16 protein-coding genes are annotated in these 17,008 nt (G+C 50.3%); 5 read left to right on the top strand and 11 right to left on the bottom strand.

The annotated features are described in order from the left end of the window. The 11 genes from KME12_26545 to dusB all read right to left on the bottom strand — a co-directional run. Positions 1 to 64, bottom strand: a 64-nt coding sequence (locus KME12_26545; protein ID MBW4491324.1) for a helix-turn-helix domain-containing protein, incomplete at its 3' end; no start/stop codon positions are given. A gap of 110 nt (positions 65 to 174) precedes the next feature. Next, the gene (locus KME12_26540; protein MBW4491323.1) at positions 175 to 933 is read right to left on the bottom strand and encodes a HEAT repeat domain-containing protein; all 759 of its coding nucleotides are present in this window, start codon (positions 931 to 933) and stop codon (positions 175 to 177) included. 89 nt (positions 934 to 1,022) lie between these two features. Beyond that, positions 1,023 to 1,472 carry a GNAT family N-acetyltransferase gene (locus KME12_26535; protein MBW4491322.1) on the bottom strand — a complete coding sequence of 150 codons (450 nt, stop codon included), beginning with the start codon at positions 1,470 to 1,472 and terminating at the stop codon, positions 1,023 to 1,025. A gap of 109 nt (positions 1,473 to 1,581) precedes the next feature. Then, positions 1,582 to 1,821, bottom strand: a complete 240-nt coding sequence (locus tag KME12_26530; GenBank protein MBW4491321.1) for a hypothetical protein — start codon at positions 1,819 to 1,821, stop codon at positions 1,582 to 1,584. 86 nt (positions 1,822 to 1,907) lie between these two features. Continuing rightward, entirely contained in the window at positions 1,908 to 3,140 is a 1,233-nt protein-coding gene (locus KME12_26525; GenBank protein ID MBW4491320.1) for an AmpG family muropeptide MFS transporter, read from the bottom strand. Positions 3,141 to 3,289: 149 nt separating this feature from the next. After that, positions 3,290 to 3,907 (bottom strand): transcriptional repressor LexA, encoded by a 618-nt coding sequence (gene lexA, locus KME12_26520; protein ID MBW4491319.1) that lies wholly within the window; start codon positions 3,905 to 3,907, stop codon positions 3,290 to 3,292. Between the two features lie 99 nt (positions 3,908 to 4,006). Further along, complete coding sequence (gene argF / locus KME12_26515; GenBank protein MBW4491318.1) at positions 4,007 to 4,936, bottom strand: ornithine carbamoyltransferase; 930 nt, start codon at positions 4,934 to 4,936, stop codon at positions 4,007 to 4,009. A 159-nt stretch (positions 4,937 to 5,095) separates the two neighbouring features. Next, a complete protein-coding gene (locus KME12_26510; GenBank protein MBW4491317.1) occupies positions 5,096 to 5,482 on the bottom strand; it encodes a response regulator in 387 nt (128 codons plus the stop codon). Between the two features lie 40 nt (positions 5,483 to 5,522). After that, the gene (locus KME12_26505) at positions 5,523 to 5,930 is read right to left on the bottom strand and encodes a response regulator (protein ID MBW4491316.1); all 408 of its coding nucleotides are present in this window, start codon (positions 5,928 to 5,930) and stop codon (positions 5,523 to 5,525) included. A 90-nt stretch (positions 5,931 to 6,020) separates the two neighbouring features. Further along, positions 6,021 to 8,189 carry a GAF domain-containing protein gene (locus KME12_26500; GenBank protein MBW4491315.1) on the bottom strand — a complete coding sequence of 723 codons (2,169 nt, stop codon included), beginning with the start codon at positions 8,187 to 8,189 and terminating at the stop codon, positions 6,021 to 6,023. A gap of 126 nt (positions 8,190 to 8,315) precedes the next feature. Further along, positions 8,316 to 9,386 carry a tRNA dihydrouridine synthase DusB gene (gene dusB, locus KME12_26495; protein ID MBW4491314.1) on the bottom strand — a complete coding sequence of 357 codons (1,071 nt, stop codon included), beginning with the start codon at positions 9,384 to 9,386 and terminating at the stop codon, positions 8,316 to 8,318. A 773-nt stretch (positions 9,387 to 10,159) separates the two neighbouring features. Here dusB and dnaK point away from each other — a divergent pair. The 5 genes from dnaK to KME12_26470 all read left to right on the top strand — a co-directional run bounded on the left by dnaK (position 10,160) and on the right by KME12_26470 (position 16,882). After that, positions 10,160 to 12,079, top strand: a complete 1,920-nt coding sequence (dnaK, locus tag KME12_26490; protein MBW4491313.1) for a molecular chaperone DnaK — start codon at positions 10,160 to 10,162, stop codon at positions 12,077 to 12,079. A gap of 254 nt (positions 12,080 to 12,333) precedes the next feature. Continuing rightward, positions 12,334 to 13,260, top strand: coding sequence for a hypothetical protein (locus tag KME12_26485; protein MBW4491312.1), 927 nt, complete (start codon positions 12,334 to 12,336; stop codon positions 13,258 to 13,260). A 41-nt stretch (positions 13,261 to 13,301) separates the two neighbouring features. Beyond that, positions 13,302 to 15,107 carry a proline--tRNA ligase gene (proS, locus tag KME12_26480; GenBank protein ID MBW4491311.1) on the top strand — a complete coding sequence of 602 codons (1,806 nt, stop codon included), beginning with the start codon at positions 13,302 to 13,304 and terminating at the stop codon, positions 15,105 to 15,107. Between the two features lie 198 nt (positions 15,108 to 15,305). Next, positions 15,306 to 16,109, top strand: a complete 804-nt coding sequence (locus tag KME12_26475; protein MBW4491310.1) for a DUF2993 domain-containing protein — start codon at positions 15,306 to 15,308, stop codon at positions 16,107 to 16,109. Between the two features lie 197 nt (positions 16,110 to 16,306). Beyond that, positions 16,307 to 16,882, top strand: coding sequence for a GerMN domain-containing protein (locus tag KME12_26470; GenBank protein ID MBW4491309.1), 576 nt, complete (start codon positions 16,307 to 16,309; stop codon positions 16,880 to 16,882). Positions 16,883 to 17,008 lie beyond the last annotated feature (126 nt).

Genomic DNA, 17,008 nt, shown 5'->3' with positions numbered 1-17,008 from the left:
TCCTCAGCAAGGTTTCTTGCTCTGGAGTTGGATAAAAACGGAATTTGAAAGCGCGTTCTGCCATGCCTCACATTTTAACATTTCATCTGTGAGGATACAAACACCTGCTGGCGACCTTTGTTCGCCGTTCCTGTCCCTAAAGGAGTGGGTTTCTCGGAGATTTCTATGAAGTAGTTAGATCAGGCGATCGCGCTCAATTTCTTCAATTACCTGTAAGCCGCGTGGATCACCCACTTTCAGCAAAGCAGTTTTGGCATCTTCTTGGACACCCAGTTCTTCATCCTCGGCAAAGGCTTCGATCAGCGCATCAATTGCCGTGGCATAGACTACATTAGAAGGCAGTTCGCGGCACAGTTGCCCCACCGACCAAGCACAATTGCTCCGCACCGCCGCCACCGGATCGCGCCTTAAGCCCTCAATCAGGGGTGGAATCGCAGCGATTACGGATTCGTAATTCACATCCGACATTTGAGCCAAGGCACTCGCAGCCCAAAGTCGCACCGCAGAAATATCGGTTTTGAGCGCATCAATCAATGGCAGGAGGGAACGGCGATCGCGGCAATTGCCCAAGGCCCAAACTACGCCTTTGCGCACATAGCCATTCCAATCGCGATTCAGTTGGTCAATTAAGGGCTCCACTGCGTCGTGGCTAGGATTTCGCCCCAAACCGTAGGCTGCACTGACTCGCACCAACGGGCAAGCATCTTGCAACAGACTAATTAGTTGCGGGATGGCGCGCTCATCCTGCAATTCACAAAAGGCTCTGGCTGCCAACATCCGCTGGTTGGTCTCAGATGAGTCTAAGAGCGCTAGCATCGCCTCAGGATTTGGCTTGGGCGTTTCAGACTCAGCATCAATTGGCCCCATCCGGTCGAGGGGGCTTTCCAGTTCGGCCTCAAGATCGAGTACTGTTAGATCGTCATCATCATACATACTGTCACTTTACAGCACTTCGCGAGATGCATGAGCAGGTCAACAGATAGACTTTTTGCAATTAATTTGAAAGTCACTGTAGCCGCAGCTTAGGGTTCGGTAAGCGGTGATTCTAACGGTTTAACCATCCATAAAGCCTGCGTTTGAAATCCTAACTTTTGGTACAGATTGAGCGCAGGTTGGTTGGCTTGAAAGACTTGTAGTCCCAGTTGGCGATCGCCCCTTGCCTGAGACCAAGCGATCGCATGTTGTACTAACGCTGAGGCAATTCCTCGCCGTCGATGTTCTGGTGCCACATACAGCAGAAAAATACAAGCATGGCGATCGCCTGTGACTTGATCGACCGAGTTACCCAGCCACAGGCAAGCCACAGGAGACGAAACTCCGCGAGATAACATTGTCGTGACTACAGCAATAGGATTTGCCGCTTCTGGCTCTACCCACCACACCGGACTCTCATTCGTTAGATAACGCTCTACGGTCTGTGCCAAATGAGAGAAATCCTGATCTGGATACAACTCCTGGTAAGTTCGCTGCATAAACTTCACCAGCAAGGCTCGTTCCAAACTAGAGCCAGAACGTAGCCAGTAACCTGGCAATAACAGCTTGGGCGAGGACACCACTCTCTAAATTACGGGAGTAGGGTGATTAAAGTTGCTCGGACAGGGCTGGATCATCTGGCAACCCCTTAATTAAGGCTGAAAGGGCAGGCGGTAGATCAGCCACTTGTTCTGCGCTAGTGGGAGCACTTTGCAAGCCCACCCCTTCGATTGGCGCAGGTGCAGCCATGTCGCCAGGCAAGAAAATCCGGGCGCTAACCGCAACCAAGGCCACTAAAAAGACCAAGACTACGATCAGGGGGGCGATGTACTGACGGAAGAAAGCCATAGTGACAGGGAAGCGAGGGTGGAAAACTTGTCTGAGAAGAAACCTAAGATTTGTGAAGCGACTCTTTCTTCATCCTACACCCAAGCTTAGAAATCTTTTTCTTCTGTATCTGCTATGGCTAAAGCGATAGGTGGGGCATTCCAAGGGGCAACGTAGGGAAGTAAGAGTAGACCAGGTAAAGTAGCTACTAAGGAAAGCAAAAAGAAGTTTGGCCATCCAGTTACTTTTGCAATTTCCCCCGCGGGCGCACTCAAAATATCTCTACTAACAGCCATGAGACTTGATAACAAAGCAAACTGAGTTGCGGAAAATTGATGGTTACAAAGGCTCATGATGAATGCAACTGCCACAGCAGCAACCAATCCTGCACAAAAATTCTCTAAATTAATAGCTAGCACTAAAAGCATACTATCTTTACCAACTGTGGCAAGGAAGAAGTAACCCAGGTTACTAAGTCCTTGTAAGAGGCCAAAGACCCACAGGCTGCGATTGATGCCAATGGCTAATAGAACTGCTCCACCCACTAAAATCCCAACACTAGTAGCCCAGAAACCCATCACACCTTGGACAAAAGCCAGTTCAGACTTACTAAACCCGGTTTCTATTAGGAAGGAAAATGCCATATTTCCTACTAATGAATCTCCAAGCTTGTAAAGCAAAATAAATAGAAAAATTAGGCTCCCAGCTTTACCTCCCATACGCTGAAAAAATTCTTGGAAGGGACGATAAACCGCATCTAAAAGTGATGAAGGAGCGCGAGCGCGAAAAATTGGTTCTGGAGCCCATAAAGAAGTAATAATTCCTATGGCCATAAAACCCGCCATCGCCAGATATACTGCTGGCCAGGGTAAATACTCTGCCAAAAACAGTGTTAGCGAGCCAGTGAGTAATAAAGCAACTCGATAACCAAAGACCCAAATAGATGCACCAGCTTCTAACTCTTGAGGTTCTAAAACATCAGTGCGGTAAGCATCCCCAGCAATATCTTGAGTAGCACCTAAGAACGTAATAACCAAGGCATTAATAGCCAGAAGCTGTAAAGCTGTAGCAGGTTTCTGCATCGCCATAGTAGCGATCGCAAGCAGCAAGCTTATTTGAGTAATAATGAGCCAGCCCCGCCGCCGCCCCATAAACGGGGGTACAAATCGATCCAGGACAGGTGACCAGAGGAACTTTAAAGAGTAAGGCAGACTGACTAGCCCAATCCATCCAATAGCTCCCAAATCTACCCCTACTTCCGTCATCCAGACTTGTAACGTTCGGCTAGCCAGAAACAAGGGTAAGCCAGAAGAAAAGCCTAGCAGCAATAATGCAGCCATTTTGCGGCTTTGAAAGACTTGCAGCACAGATTGATTTGCTTTCACAGTTAATTAGAATTCCTCCCACAACAGAGCCTTCCTGTTGCAGCCTGTCAATCATGCCACAGGAAAATTCAAGCACTCATTGATTGTAGAGAGGTGTTACAAAATTACGCTAAAGCTGACTCCAGACCTCGCCAAACACCCACAAGCGAACCTTGAACTTGTACGTGACTAGCAGATACTTCAATCGGTGGATACTTCACATTCGCAGGCTTCAGTGTCACTTTGCTGCCCTTGCGGTGGAAATGCTTCAAAGTGGTGCCATGCCCCTCTACCATTGCGGCGACAATGGTGCCGTTCTTAAGAGATTTAGGATCGGCAACGGGTTTCATAATCACAACATCACCAGGCGCGATCAGTGCTTCGATCATGCTGTCGCCCGTGACCCGCAACGCGAAATATTGAGGTTGCAGCAAGAGATTAGACAGGTCTAGCCGATCTACCGTATCGGTAAATGGCTCTACCAAGCCACCTGCGGCGATCGCTCCTAGAATGGGCACTCCTTGAGTATCCGCTTGCAAAATCCGAATTGTGCGGGCTTTGCCTTCTGTCCAACTAATGTATCCCTTAGTGCGTAAGTGCTCTAAGCGGCTCTGAATGGGAGCTGGAGATTTCAAATCCATCGCCTGCATCATTTGCCGAATCGAGGGCGAATGGCGATGCTGACGGATATACTCTAGTAACCAGTCGAAGAGTTGCTGTTGGGCTTCAGTGAGGCGTTCCATAAAAAAATTCTAGGTGGCTGATAAATCTCACCCCATAGAACACTTGTATCATCTCGATGCTCGTCTGTCTAGCCCTGAGTCCAATCAATCTGCGATCGCTTATGTACTGGCTCCCAAAAGGCTCGCTAGCAAAGCTTTCTGCGCATGGAGGCGATTTTCTGCCTGGTCCCAAATCTTGGACTGTTCTCCTTCCATCACCGCATCAGTAATTTCTTCTCCCCGGTGAGCAGGTAGGCAATGCAAAGCGATCGCCTTGGGGTCTGCCAAACTCAGCAGTGATTCGTTCACTTGATAGGGCTGAAAAATGGGAATTCTAGCCGCCGCATCAGCTTCCTGCCCCATACTGGCCCAGACATCGGTGTAAAGAACTTGAGTTCCTTTGACCGCCACTTCTGGATTAAGGGTGATCAGGACTTCAGAACGATTACTTGCGATCGCTTTGGCTTGCTCCACAATCGCTGGTAAAGGTTGGTATTCCGGTGGTGTCGCTATACGCACATTCATTCCTACCAACGCACAGCCTAATAGGAGAGAATGAGCCACATTGTTGCCATCTCCTAGGTAGGTCAACGTTAGGCCCGCTAGAGAACCAAACGTCTCCTGAACAGTTAACAGATCCGCCAAAATTTGACAGGGATGCTCTAGATCACTCAAGGCATTGATGACAGGAATTTGAGCATGATGGGCAAATGTTTCCAAATCTTGCTGCTCAAACGTGCGGATCGCCATGATGTCGAGATAGCGATCGAGGACACGGGCTGTATCTTCCAACGGCTCCCCGCGCCCGACCTGAGTCACGTTTGGGTTGAGGTCTAGGACTTGCCCTCCGAGTTGATACATCGCCACAGAAAAGCTGACCCGTGTCCGAGTCGAAGCTTTATAAAACAGCAACCCTAGAACTTTGGGGCAATGGGGTGCCACTTTGCCCAACTTCATCTGACCTGCCAAATGCAGCAGCTCCTGCACCTCGTCTGGGCTCAGATCTGCCAAACTCAGAAGATCCCGTCCTTTCATTGCCTCCATGCTGATCCTCATTCACTGAAGCAAACTGCCTTGATGCTTACAGATGCTAACCGCCAGCCACCTGCAAGTTACCCTGAATCGCCTGACTGAGAGGCCGTCTTAAAACCCTACCAGATCCTTCAGCGATAACCTAGCCAGCAAACCTTGATATTGCCTGGTTTATAGCTAAGGAGCTTTAGTCGCTAAAAGTTGCTTGCTCTGCTGCAAAATGGCATCTAAACCCATATCCTTGACCAAGAAGCCATCCGCCTCAGGACAAAGTGCTCGGCCCGCCCCAATGTCCTGCTGGCTCAAGAATCCAGTCGCCAAGATCAAAATAGGTGGATGCAATAAGTTATTTTTGAGCTGACAAATTAACTCACAGCCATTCATGTTTCTCTCAAATCTAGCGGGTGGAATTGAGAAGTCAACGATCGCTAGATCATACTCATGGGCTTTAGATAAAAAGCTGTAGACATCTACATAAGTAGAAACTGCAAACTCATTTCTAAAAAATCGTTGAATGGCAAATCCCCATTGGGGGTCATCATCCAGTACAGCAATCTTAAACATTAGATTAGTGGTGACTTGTTAATAAGTGATTACTGAGTGATTACTTAGCGGTTGCATTGGTGGGATTGAGTTGAGCGATCGCGACGAGAAGTGCATCGTAATCGGTAATGGGCTTTGTGCAAAATTCATCTGCTTGAGAAGCGGCTAAAAGGGCCTGACGCTCCGCCACCATTGCATAAGCAGTCACCAAAATAATTGGGATGTGCGCAGTTTGGGGATGAGTTTTGAGGAGGCGGGCTAAGTCAGCGCCACTTACTGCCTGCCCCTCCCACTGGGCTCCCGGCAAATTAACATCCATCAGAACTAAATGCACATTTCCAGTTTGGCATTGGCAAAAAATCTCTGCTGGATCATCTGTAATTTGAACTTGATGACCGCCTAGCCGCTGGATGAGCTTAGCTGTGCCTTTAGCGAGTAAGTAATCATCATCAACTAGCAGAATATTCAACTTTATTCCTCACCTCATCAGGAATCAAATAAATTAAATGTGCAAAAAGACAAAGTGTTGGCATTGCGCTAAGGATTATTTCTGCAAGTCTTAAACATTTGGATCGGGCAAAGTAAAACTGACTTTAGTGCCTTGGTCTTTACCAGAGCTTTCGATCCAGATCCTGCCACCCATCAGCTCCACCAAGCGTCTACAAATCGTCAAACCTAAACCTGTTCCCCCATAGCGTCGCTTAATCGAACCATCTGCCTGGACAAAGGGTTCAAACAATAAGTCTCGCTTACTAATATCGATGCCTATTCCTGTATCTGCCACGGAGATCTCCACAACTTGTGGATGAAAGTTTGGATCGGAGTTATCAATCTTTCTAATTGCTTGAATGCGAATCTCACCCTGACTCGTGAATTTCAAGGCATTAGAAACCAGGTTGGTCAAAATTTGTCTCAGCTTGACTTTGTCTGCCTCAACATTGTCAACTTCACAATCAACAATGAGGGCAATACCTTTACGACGGCTATCTAAATTGAATAAATTTTGCTCTTCTTGCAACAGAGTGGGCAAATGAACCATTTCCAAATTAATGTTCATCCGACCCGCTTCAATCTTGGCAATATCTAAAACATCATTAATAATGGCAACTAAGTTCTCGGCGGATTGATAAGCGACTTGGATGTATTCTTTAAGTTCTTCTTCGTTGTCGTAAAAACCTTCTTTCAATAATTTCAAATAGTTCAAAGTTGAAGCCAATGGAGTGCGTAACTCATGGCTGGTGGAAGATAGAAAATCAGACTTGAGGCGACTCGCTTCCTCAGCTACTGCTCGCGCTGCATGTAGCTCTTGATTACGCATTTCTACCAAAAGTCGCTGCTCACGCTCGCATTGGTAGAGCCGATTTTGCATTACGGCCATCGAAAGGTGAGTCCCTAAAGATTGAATCAATTCGATTTCGCTCCGTAGCCAAGCTTGAGCCTGACCACTCTTTAACTCACGCCAGATCTTAAAGGATTGGCGAGGCCGCTGCTGGCGTTCGTCCGAGTCCCAGTGCCCTGCCCACAGTTTTTCCGTATCGACTTCATCTCGAAAAATACTCAAGCAGCCTAAAGATTGCCGACCGTAGCGCAAAGGCATGATTAAAATGCTACGAATCTGGCTTGTGGCAAAAGTAGGTTGCAGCGCAGCTAGATCAGGCTCCTGATAAAGGTCATCGATGGCCCGGATACTAGGAATGGCTTGATAGACAATGGGTCGCACTTCTCCATTCACTTCGGGCATCAGAGCCATGCTAGATTTCAGCGCTGCTTCTCCCTGTATGTGAGGCAGCAATGAGCCAATGTCGAGGGACGATGACTGCAAAGTCAGCGATGGACTCGCGATGAGTTGCTGCCAAAAACTGCTTTCCTCCAGCAAATCAAGTTGACTATCCTCAGCGAGGACGGGCTGCTTACCATAGGTGTAGAGGCTACCAGAGGTATTAGGTTCGCTCGTCAGCAGAAACAATCGGCCCCCAGAGCCTCCGACGGACTGAACTACCCGCTTTAGGACAATTTGCAGAATTTCTTGAATGTTGAGTGGGGCATGGAGCAGCGTCGAAATTTGGTTAATGATGGCTTCTCGACGAGCTTGTTCCCTCGCTTGGCTCAGTAAATTGGATTGAGCGATCGCGATCGAAACTTGGTCGGCCACCATCTGCACAATTTCGAGATCTGCTTCAGAAAAAGCCTTAGACTCAGCGTGATGCGAGACTAGCAGCCCCCAAAGCTGCCGCTGGTGCAAAATGGGCACAACCAATGAAGACTTCACCCCCATTGCCGTTAAATACTCCACGTGGCAAGGGTCTACGGGACGCTGCAACATCTCCACCACTGCCAGATCTTCAGCTGTCTCCGGAGAACTGAGGCGAGTCAAGCTGATCTGCTGCGTCGTGATATCCACAATCGATCGCTGCCGAGCTTTGACGAACATTTCTCGGGCTTCCATTGGAATGTCATCCGCTGGAAAGTTTAGCCCTAGCAGAGACGGCAACCGCTGCTGATAAATAGACTCCGCGATCACCTCACCACTATCATCCGCCTGAAACCGATAGATCTTGACCCGGTCAGTGCCCAAAAACGATCGCATTTCTGCCACAGTTGCAGACAGGATTTCGGGCAGTTCTAAGGACTGACGGATGCGGTTCGTCATCCGGTTCAATAGAGTTCCTTGAGAAAGCAGGGATTGCTCTATTTGCTCATCTCTACTGCTGCTCTCTGGCTGGTTCATTTTCAGGTAGCGTGATTACTCAGGGAAACAAAAGCTTATAGATTTAGGGTTCCACCAATTTTGCTTTTTGCAACAGCAAGCTCAGTTGGCTCATGACTCAAATGTTTGATGTTTCACTGTTTCCGGTTAAGCCACCACAGGAATCAAGGGAAAGGGATCTCCATTTATTTCGACCAGATCAGGCTCCAACTGAGCCAGAGTTGCGATCGCCCCATCCAACAAATCCAACCCTTGCTGCACCGTTTCGATCAAGCACAACTGGCCGCGTAGCTCAGCTGCCCCAGAAAAGCCTTTGACATACCAAGTCATGTGCTTACGAGCTTGCCGAATCCCGCGATCGCCCTTGTACTCCCACAGTGCCTGTAAATGCTCTCGCGCACACAGCAACCGTTCGATTTGAGTGGGCAGGGCTTTTGCAGTGCCAGTTTTGAGAAAGTGATCAATCTCTCCCACCAAAAAGGGATAACCCATCGTGCCACGCGAGCACATCACCCCATCCGCCCCCGTTTGCTCTAGGCATTCCACGGCTGACTCCACGGAGAAAATATCGCCATTGGCAATCACCGGAATCGTGAGTTTTTCCTTCACCCGACCGATCCATTCCCACTTAGCAGAACCGTTGTAGCCTTGGGCGCGAGTCCGGGCATGTACTGTCAACATTTGGGCTCCCGCATCTTGCAGCCGTTGGGCAAACTCCAGAATGTTAATCTCCTCGTCAGTCCAGCCGATGCGAGTTTTCACCGTTACAGGCACATTCACCGCTTCTACCACTGTTCGCACGATCGCCTCTGCCGTTTGAGGATCACGCAGCAGCGAAGAACCACCCCCATTCTTGGTAATTTTGTTTACTGGACAGCCCATATTGATGTCGATCGTGTCCGCTCCTTCCGCCACCGCCATCCGCGCTGCTTCTGCTAGAAAGTCCGGGCGACAGTCAAACAACTGAATACTAATGGGGCGCTCGTTGGGGTCAATCTCCATAATTTTAGGCAAATGCTTCACATGGCAAAGCCCACTCGCCTGCACCATCTCGGTATACATCATCGAGTCAGAAGCATAGCGCCGCACCAACCGCCGAAACACTAGATCCGTCACGCCCGACAGCGGAGCCTGAAGCACCCGACTGTTAACTTCAAAGGAACCAATTTTCAGCGGACTAGACAGACGAGCCTTCAGGCTGGGAGACAAAGAAACCATTATGAGCTGAAGAGAGGTGAAGGACTAAGAGATTGCCAGGGCTACACAGGCAATAGCTTTTCAAGTTGGTGTCTTGAGTTGACCTCTCCCCAAACCCCTCTCCTACAGGAGAGGGACTTTGAATCTAACTCCCCTTCCCTCGGAGGGAAGGGGCTGGGGGTTAGGTTTCAAGGCCATGTTCCTGAGCTTCTACATTGTAAGTAACTGAGCTAACTGATTAGAGCAGAAAAGCTTAGAGCACAAATGCGATCGCCCCTTCTTTAAACCAGCTTTTGGATCAGTCGGCAAACACGACTCAGCGCTTACGGTTCCCCTGAATGCGACCTGAGGTATTGCTGCCTACAGTAGAGATATTGCAACCCAAGCAATGCTCCTAACCCCATGCAAACCCCATTCTGACCATCCACTCAAAATAGCATTGCACAACTAACTCACCCTAAAACCCCTTCTGGAGGGGGTCTGGGGACGCAGCCGTCCCTCAGCGGGGGTTTGGGGGCAGGTGCCCCCAAGGGCTCGGTTCTTCCAAATAAAGTAGAAGAAACCCAGCAACCCCTCCAGAACCGACCATCCAGGTTCGGTAAATACCCCTTCAAGAGAAAGGCCAACGACAAGCAGTATAGAGATTAGTGCGGTTGCCTGGTCTGACGTTACGTAGTAGCTAACTGCCGACAGAACACCAGTTCAGTTATCAGCCCTGCCCCACCTCTAAACAAACTTGGCCGCTTAAAATCGCTAAGTCTTCCGTATTGAATTGAATAGAGCCGGAGAATTTTATGGCAAAAGTTGTTGGTATTGATTTAGGCACGACAAACTCGTGCGTTGCAGTAATGGAGGGTGGCAAGCCTACTGTAATTGCGAATGCAGAAGGCTTCCGCACCACCCCATCGGTTGTCGCCTTTGCCAAGAATGGCGATCGCCTCGTGGGTCAGATTGCTAAGCGTCAAGCCGTAATGAACCCCGAAAACACCTTCTACTCAGTGAAGCGGTTCATCGGTCGCCGCTTTGACGAAGTATCAAACGAACTCACCGAAGTTTCCTACAAAGTCCTCAACATCAACGGCAACGTTAAGATTGACTCCCCTGCCCAAAGCAAGCAGTTTGCACCTGAAGAAATTTCTGCTCAAGTCTTGCGGAAGCTGATCGAGGATGCCAGCAAGTACTTAGGCGACACGGTTACCCAAGCTGTGATCACCGTCCCTGCTTACTTCAACGACTCCCAGCGCCAAGCCACCAAAGACGCTGGCAAAATCGCTGGGGTTGAAGTGCTGCGGATCATCAACGAGCCGACAGCTGCCTCCCTTGCTTACGGTCTCGATCGCAAGAGCAACGAAACCGTTCTAGTTTTTGACTTGGGTGGTGGTACCTTCGACGTTTCCATCCTCGAAGTCGGCGATGGTGTCTTTGAAGTATTGGCTACCTCTGGTGACACTCACTTAGGTGGCGACGACTTCGACAAAAAGATCGTAGATTGGCTCGCTGACCAATTCCGGAGCGCTGAAGGCATAGACCTCCGCAAAGATAAGCAAGCCCTCCAGCGCCTCACCGAAGCTGCTGAGAAAGCCAAAATTGAGCTGTCTAGCGTCACTCAAGCGGAAATCAACCTGCCCTTCATCACCGCGACTCAAGACGGTCCCAAGCACCTCGACACGACCCTAACTCGCGCCAAGTTTGAAGAACTATGTGCAGACTTGATCGATCGCTGCCGCATCCCCGTTGAAGCTGCTCTCCGTGACTCCAAGCTTGACAAGAGCGCGATCGACGAAGTGGTACTGGTGGGTGGTTCGACCCGAATTCCAGCAGTCCAAGAAATTGTCAAGCGTGTCCTAGGCAAAGACCCCAACCAAACCGTTAACCCTGATGAAGTGGTAGCTGTAGGTGCAGCTATTCAAGCAGGTGTGCTGGCAGGTGAAGTCAAGGACATCTTGCTGCTCGACGTGACTCCGCTCTCTCTGGGTGTAGAAACCTTGGGTGGCGTTATGACCAAGATTATTCCTCGCAACACCACCATCCCCACCAAGAAATCCGAAGTCTTCTCGACAGCGGTTGATGGTCAAACCAACGTGGAAATCCATGTCCTGCAAGGTGAGCGGGAAATGGCCAACGACAACAAAGACCTGGGGGTCTTCCGTCTAGATGGCATTCCTGCGGCTCCTCGTGGCGTGCCTCAAATTGAAGTCACCTTCGACATTGATGCTAACGGTATCCTCAATGTCCGTGCCAAGGACAAGGGGACTGGCAAAGAACAGTCGATCAGCATCACTGGCGCTTCTACCCTACCCAAGGACGACGTGGAGCGCATGGTCCGTGAAGCTGAACAAAACGCAACGGCTGACCAAGAGCGTCGTGAGAGAATCGACCTCAAGAACCAAGCCGATACTCTGGTTTACCAAGCTGAGAAGCAAATTGGTGAGCTAGGAGATAAAGTTCCAGCTGGTGATAAAACCAAAGCTGAAGGATTGATCAAAGACCTGAAGGACGCTTCTAGCCAGGAAGATTACGATCGCATCAAAACTCTAACCACCGAATTGCAACAGACGCTTTATAGCATTGGTAGCAACATCTACCAGCAAGCGGGTGGCGGTGCAGCTCCTGATGGCGCAACTGGTGCTCCTGGCCCTGATGCTGGCCCCACGGGCGGTAGCGGCAGCGGTGATGATGACGTGATCGACGCTGAGTTCTCGGAAACTAAATAAGCGATTCATTCGTCAACTCTAACGAATCGCTAGATCTGTACAGACTAAGGTCTGATGGTATCAGTCAGCTATGGGAGGTTTCTCTCGGCCCTGAACTATCGGGCCTTTTTGTTTGGAGCCAATTTCTTAAAAAAAACTGGAGAAAACCGAGTTTTTATTTTGGTTTAGAGATACTTAGAGGTTTAACCACGACAGGTTGGTTCTGAGGGAAAGAGCTAAGGCTTGTCAGCGATCGCAGAGTTGGGTTTCTCGCCATGCCAAATCACCCTCTGTTCTACCCTGTATCTGAGCATCTTCCAGCAACACCGCTCCACGACCAAATTCAGATTGCTTTAGCGATCGCTGATCCACAGGTTCTCAAGTCACTCTTAACGAACTGTTTGCCTGCAATCGCTCTACCTCACCAGATTGGCGAAGTCAGCGCAGAAATCGGGATTCCCTTGCAGGATCAACAAACTGCCGATGCTGTGGTTCATTTTGAGGCGGTTAAATGTATCTTGGCGGATTCTCCTCCTGTAGCGTCTTCGGGAGAAGCTGAATCCTGCCATAATCCTTATCGTCACCAAACCAGAACTAGCCAGACCAGACATTCCCGATGCGAGTCGGAAAGCCTGACGCTAGCCCACAACGTTTCTCTAGCTCAGGCGATCGCGCTTTTAACAAAAGTCGGATTTGGGCCGCAGCAAGTACAGGAAATTCTGCACCTGTCCTACGAAGCCTCGCACAAGTCCTGGTGGTATGCCTTGGATGCAGCAGGGCATTTCTCCATCCCGTTTCTGCGTTATATTCGTACGCTGCGCTACCCAGACGGGACATTTAGCCTGCAATACAAAGATTATTTTTCTGAAACCAAACCTGTGGGTTTTCAAAGCTTGCCCCAGAAAGTTTTAGTTATAGTCCGGGAGGACAGCCAAAGTTTTAGCCAGACACTCCGCCAGATCAATGCGGATAGAACGGCTCTAGGCATCACTCAGGCAATCTTGATTTGCAACACGATCGCCGAGTTGGAAGCGCAAGCCTTTATTACTCAAGGCATTAGCCTTTATCCTGCCACCGAGTTAATTTTGCCGACTCAAGCCAACTGTGCCATTTGTGCTACTCGCGCTTGCCCAATGAATGGCACCGCAGATTCTGCGATCGCCGTTTGTTATCGCTTTTGTCTAGAGGGCAGCTACGTCTGAGCGGTTATGAGATAATAATCTCCGGTCTGAAAGGGGAACCTATGCGCCTGTCTCAAATGCTCTTTGTCACACTGCGGGAAGATCCAGCGGAAGCGGAAATCCCCAGTCATAAATTGTTGTTGCGGGCAGGATATATCCGGCGGATTGGCAGCGGCATCTATGCCTATTTACCGCTAATGTGGCGAGTGCTGCAAAAAGTCTCCCAGATTGTGCGCGAAGAAATGAACGCGACGGGGGCACAGGAATGCCTATTACCGCAGTTGCAACCAGCGGAGTTGTGGCAAGAGTCGGGCCGTTGGGACACCTATACCAAGGCCGAAGGCATCATGTTTTCCTTGGTCGATCGCCAAGAGCGGGAGATGGGACTCGGCCCCACCCACGAAGAGGTGATCACCACGGTGGCGCGAGAGATGATTCGCTCCTATCGGCAATTGCCCACCCACCTCTATCAAATTCAGACCAAGTTCCGCGATGAAATTCGGCCTCGCTTTGGCTTGATGCGGGGGCGCGAGTTCATCATGAAGGATGGTTACTCTTTCCATGCGACTGAGGACAGCTTAAAAGAAACCTACCAAGCGATGTACCAAGCCTACAGCAATATGTTCCGGCGCTGTGGGTTGGCGTTCCGCGCGGTAGAAGCGGATTCTGGGGCGATCGGGGGTTCTGGCTCCAATGAGTTTATGATTTTGGCGGAAGCGGGCGAAGATGAAGTGCTCTACACCGACGATGGCAAGTACGCCGCCAACGTGGAGAAGGCTGTATCTCTGCCTGCCGATACTGAGCCTTCCCCGTTCACAACTTACGAGAAGCGGGAGACTCCAGGCACCGACACGATCGAAAAGCTGTGCCAGTTGCTCAAATGCTCTCCTAGCCAAATCGTCAAAAACGTTCTGTACCAAGCGGTTTACGACAACGGCACCACTGTCTTGGTGCTAATTAGCATTCGCGGCGACCAGGAAATCAATGAAGTCAAACTGCAAAACGAATTGGTGCGGCAAGCAGGGCAGTTCGGAGCCAAAACTGTAATTGCACTCACGGTTCCAGATGCTACCGCTCAAACTAAGTGGGCGGCTCAACCATTACCTCTGGGTTATATTGCCCCAGACATCGCTGACACATACATCCAATCCGCGAAGAACTTAGCGCCGAAATTCCTGCGGTTGGTCGATCCGACCGTGGTGGAGCTGAAGAACTTTGTTACGGGAGCCAACGAGTCTGGTTATCACGTGGTAGGTGTAAATTGGGGTGAGCAGCTCCAGTTGCCCAAACTAGCGGTCGATTTGCGGAAAGCCAAACTCGGCGATCGCGCCGTACATGACCCCAGCCAAACATTACAAAGTGCTCGTGGTATTGAGGCAGGTCACATCTTCCAACTAGGCACCAAGTACTCTAAGGCGATGGGAGCCACCTACACCAATGAGCAAGGTGAAGAAGCGCCGTTGATCATGGGTTGCTATGGCGTGGGTGTTTCCCGTGTGGCTCAAGCTGCGGTGGAGCAGTCCTACGACAAAGACGGCATCATCTGGCCTGTGGCGATCGCCCCTTATCAAGCGATCGTGGTAATTCCCAATGTGAATGATGCCGATCAAGTGAAAGCAGCAGAACAGCTCTACACTGAGCTAAACCAGGCAGGGATTGACACCCTACTGGATGACCGAAACGAGCGGGCGGGAGTCAAATTCAAAGATGCCGACTTGATTGGCATTCCTTACCGCATCGTCACGGGCAAGTCGCTCAAAGACGGCAAAGTGGAAGTGGTGCAGCGAGCGAACAAAACCGCGCAGGAACTCCCACTCACCGAAGTGGTGTCTACGATTCAGCAATGGGTGAATGCCGCCTGCTCCTAGAAATACCTCTCCCCAACCCCTCCCCGACGCGGAGAGTGACTTTGACTCTGGCTCCCCTTCCCTAGTAGGGAAGGGGCTGGGGGTTAGGTTTCACGGTGATCTGCACTTGCTAAAAGCCTTGTGTATACACAGTGCCTTCTCCCAGGGAAGGGAGCTAGGGGGTTAGGTCGGTCGCACCTCCTCAACTCCGGATCTATTATGGAATTCCTCACCATTTTTCTGTCGAGCCTAATTGCTCTAGTGTCACCCGCAGGCTTGGTGATCGATCGCGTGGCCGAAAATGCGGTGCGATCGCAGTTTAAGTCGGTGGAGCAGTTACAAATCCGAGTGGATAACGCTCCCAGTTACCAAATTGTCCAAGGCAAGGCAGAAAAGGTACGGATTGCGGGTCGAGGCTTGTTTCCCCTGCCAGAATTCCGGATTGCCGCGTTGGACGTTGAGACTGATCCGATTGATATCAATCCTCGCGGGGGTAAAGGTCTGAAGCTCGATCGCCCTTTACAAGCAGGGGTGCATCTGGTTTTGACCCGAGCGGACATCAATCGCGCCCTCAGTTCCCCAACAGTTACTAAACGTTTGCGGGATTTGGGGGCTAGCGCTCTAGACGACTCAGAAGCCCAGCAGGTGCAACGCTACGATTTTCTCAACCCTCAAGTGGAGCTGCTGGCAAACAATCGGATTCGGGTCAAGGCGGAGTTGCAAGAACAGGGGCAAAGCGATCGCCTCCAGATTACTGTCGAGTCGGGTCTAGCAGTTTTGGCTGGGAAGCGATTGCAATTGGTGGAGCCGCGCATTAGCGTGAACGGGGAAGCAGTACCCCAGGAAATTTTAGATCCGATCGCTAGGGGAGTTACCGAGCGGTTTGACCTCGACCAACTAGCGGGGCCAGAAGTAACAGCACGGCTCCTACAATTGAAGATAGTCCCGGAGCAACAGATCGGTATTGTGGCTTTTATTCGCGCTGAAACGCCTCCCGCTTCCCCTGCCACCCCATCAAACTAGAGGTTAGGCGAAAAAGTTGGGTATGCTCTTGTAGTCACTGGTCGCTCGCCCGGTGATTTGGGTGCGTTGTTGCCATCATCAGCTCTGGTAGTGCATTTACCACACTACTAAACCTTCAACAGGAGCTTCCTATGGAAGACCAATCTCGAACCCGTCGGATTTCTGTCGGTCTCATTGCAGGCTTGTCCGCCTTAATCATGGCCGCTGGGGGAGGAGCCGCTTGGTTAGCATGGCAGTCGTCTCCGCCTGACTTAGGCAGTCGTGTCCCTAATGCCACTACTTCGACAGATTTTTCTACTACCAAACCGCCACAGACCCAAGCGACGAAGCCTTCTCAAGAAGAATTGGCCCGCCCTTACTGGCTTCAAGACACAGGCAAAGGGCTAGAACTGGTTCCGAATCAGATCGCTCTACAGCCTGACTTACAGCCTGAAGCAGCCCTTCAAGCCGCCTTTGCTCAATTGCTGACAGGGCCGAAGGCAGGAGAAGCCGCGATCGCCACCACCATTCCTTCAGGCACGAAACTTCGCAAATTAACCGTCGAGTCAGACGGGATTCATGTCGATCTCTCGGAGGAATTTACTACAGGTGGCGGCAGTACCTCCATGACGGGCCGAGTTGCTCAAGTTCTTTACACAGCCACGAGTCTACAGCCCGACGCTCAGGTTTGGCTCTCGGTGAATGGCGAACCGCTAGAAACCCTAGGGGGTGAAGGCTTACTCCTCGATCAACCTTTTACCCGCCAAAGCTTTGCGAGAGACTTTCCGCTCTAGGGTTCTGGTCTAGTGGTCAGTCAATAAAAGCTTGACAGGCTTCTGGGGTAAGATAGAGCTAGTTGATCGAGTTACCCAGGCAATGCCCAAGAAATACGTTGTGTGTCTCACTGAAATAGAACGGCA

It is taken from the genome of Trichocoleus desertorum ATA4-8-CV12 (genome assembly GCA_019358975.1).
Taxonomy (GTDB): Bacteria; Cyanobacteriota; Cyanobacteriia; order FACHB-46; family FACHB-46; genus Trichocoleus; species Trichocoleus desertorum_A.
Note: the sequence above shows the minus strand (reverse complement) of the source record. Positions and strands in the feature narration are given on the sequence as shown.

What these genes read in the sequence shown, in the direction of transcription:
- KME12_26500 (MBW4491315.1), bottom strand. Translation starts at nt 8,189, where the DNA reads ATGAACCAGCCAGAGAGCAGCAGTAGAGATGAGCAAATAGAGCAATCC.
- dusB (MBW4491314.1), bottom strand. Translation starts at nt 9,386, where the DNA reads ATGGTTTCTTTGTCTCCCAGCCTGAAGGCTCGTCTGTCTAGTCCGCTG.
- KME12_26530 (MBW4491321.1), bottom strand. Translation starts at nt 1,821, where the DNA reads ATGGCTTTCTTCCGTCAGTACATCGCCCCCCTGATCGTAGTCTTGGTC.
- KME12_26475 (MBW4491310.1), top strand. Translation starts at nt 15,306, where the DNA reads ATGGAATTCCTCACCATTTTTCTGTCGAGCCTAATTGCTCTAGTGTCA.
- lexA (MBW4491319.1), bottom strand. Translation starts at nt 3,907, where the DNA reads ATGGAACGCCTCACTGAAGCCCAACAGCAACTCTTCGACTGGTTACTA.
- KME12_26535 (MBW4491322.1), bottom strand. Translation starts at nt 1,472, where the DNA reads ATGCAGCGAACTTACCAGGAGTTGTATCCAGATCAGGATTTCTCTCAT.
- KME12_26485 (MBW4491312.1), top strand. Translation starts at nt 12,334, where the DNA reads ATGCCAAATCACCCTCTGTTCTACCCTGTATCTGAGCATCTTCCAGCA.
- KME12_26470 (MBW4491309.1), top strand. Translation starts at nt 16,307, where the DNA reads ATGGCCGCTGGGGGAGGAGCCGCTTGGTTAGCATGGCAGTCGTCTCCG.
- KME12_26540 (MBW4491323.1), bottom strand. Translation starts at nt 933, where the DNA reads ATGTATGATGATGACGATCTAACAGTACTCGATCTTGAGGCCGAACTG.
- dnaK (MBW4491313.1), top strand. Translation starts at nt 10,160, where the DNA reads ATGGCAAAAGTTGTTGGTATTGATTTAGGCACGACAAACTCGTGCGTT.
- proS (MBW4491311.1), top strand. Translation starts at nt 13,302, where the DNA reads ATGCGCCTGTCTCAAATGCTCTTTGTCACACTGCGGGAAGATCCAGCG.
- KME12_26525 (MBW4491320.1), bottom strand. Translation starts at nt 3,140, where the DNA reads ATGGCTGCATTATTGCTGCTAGGCTTTTCTTCTGGCTTACCCTTGTTT.
- KME12_26510 (MBW4491317.1), bottom strand. Translation starts at nt 5,482, where the DNA reads ATGTTTAAGATTGCTGTACTGGATGATGACCCCCAATGGGGATTTGCC.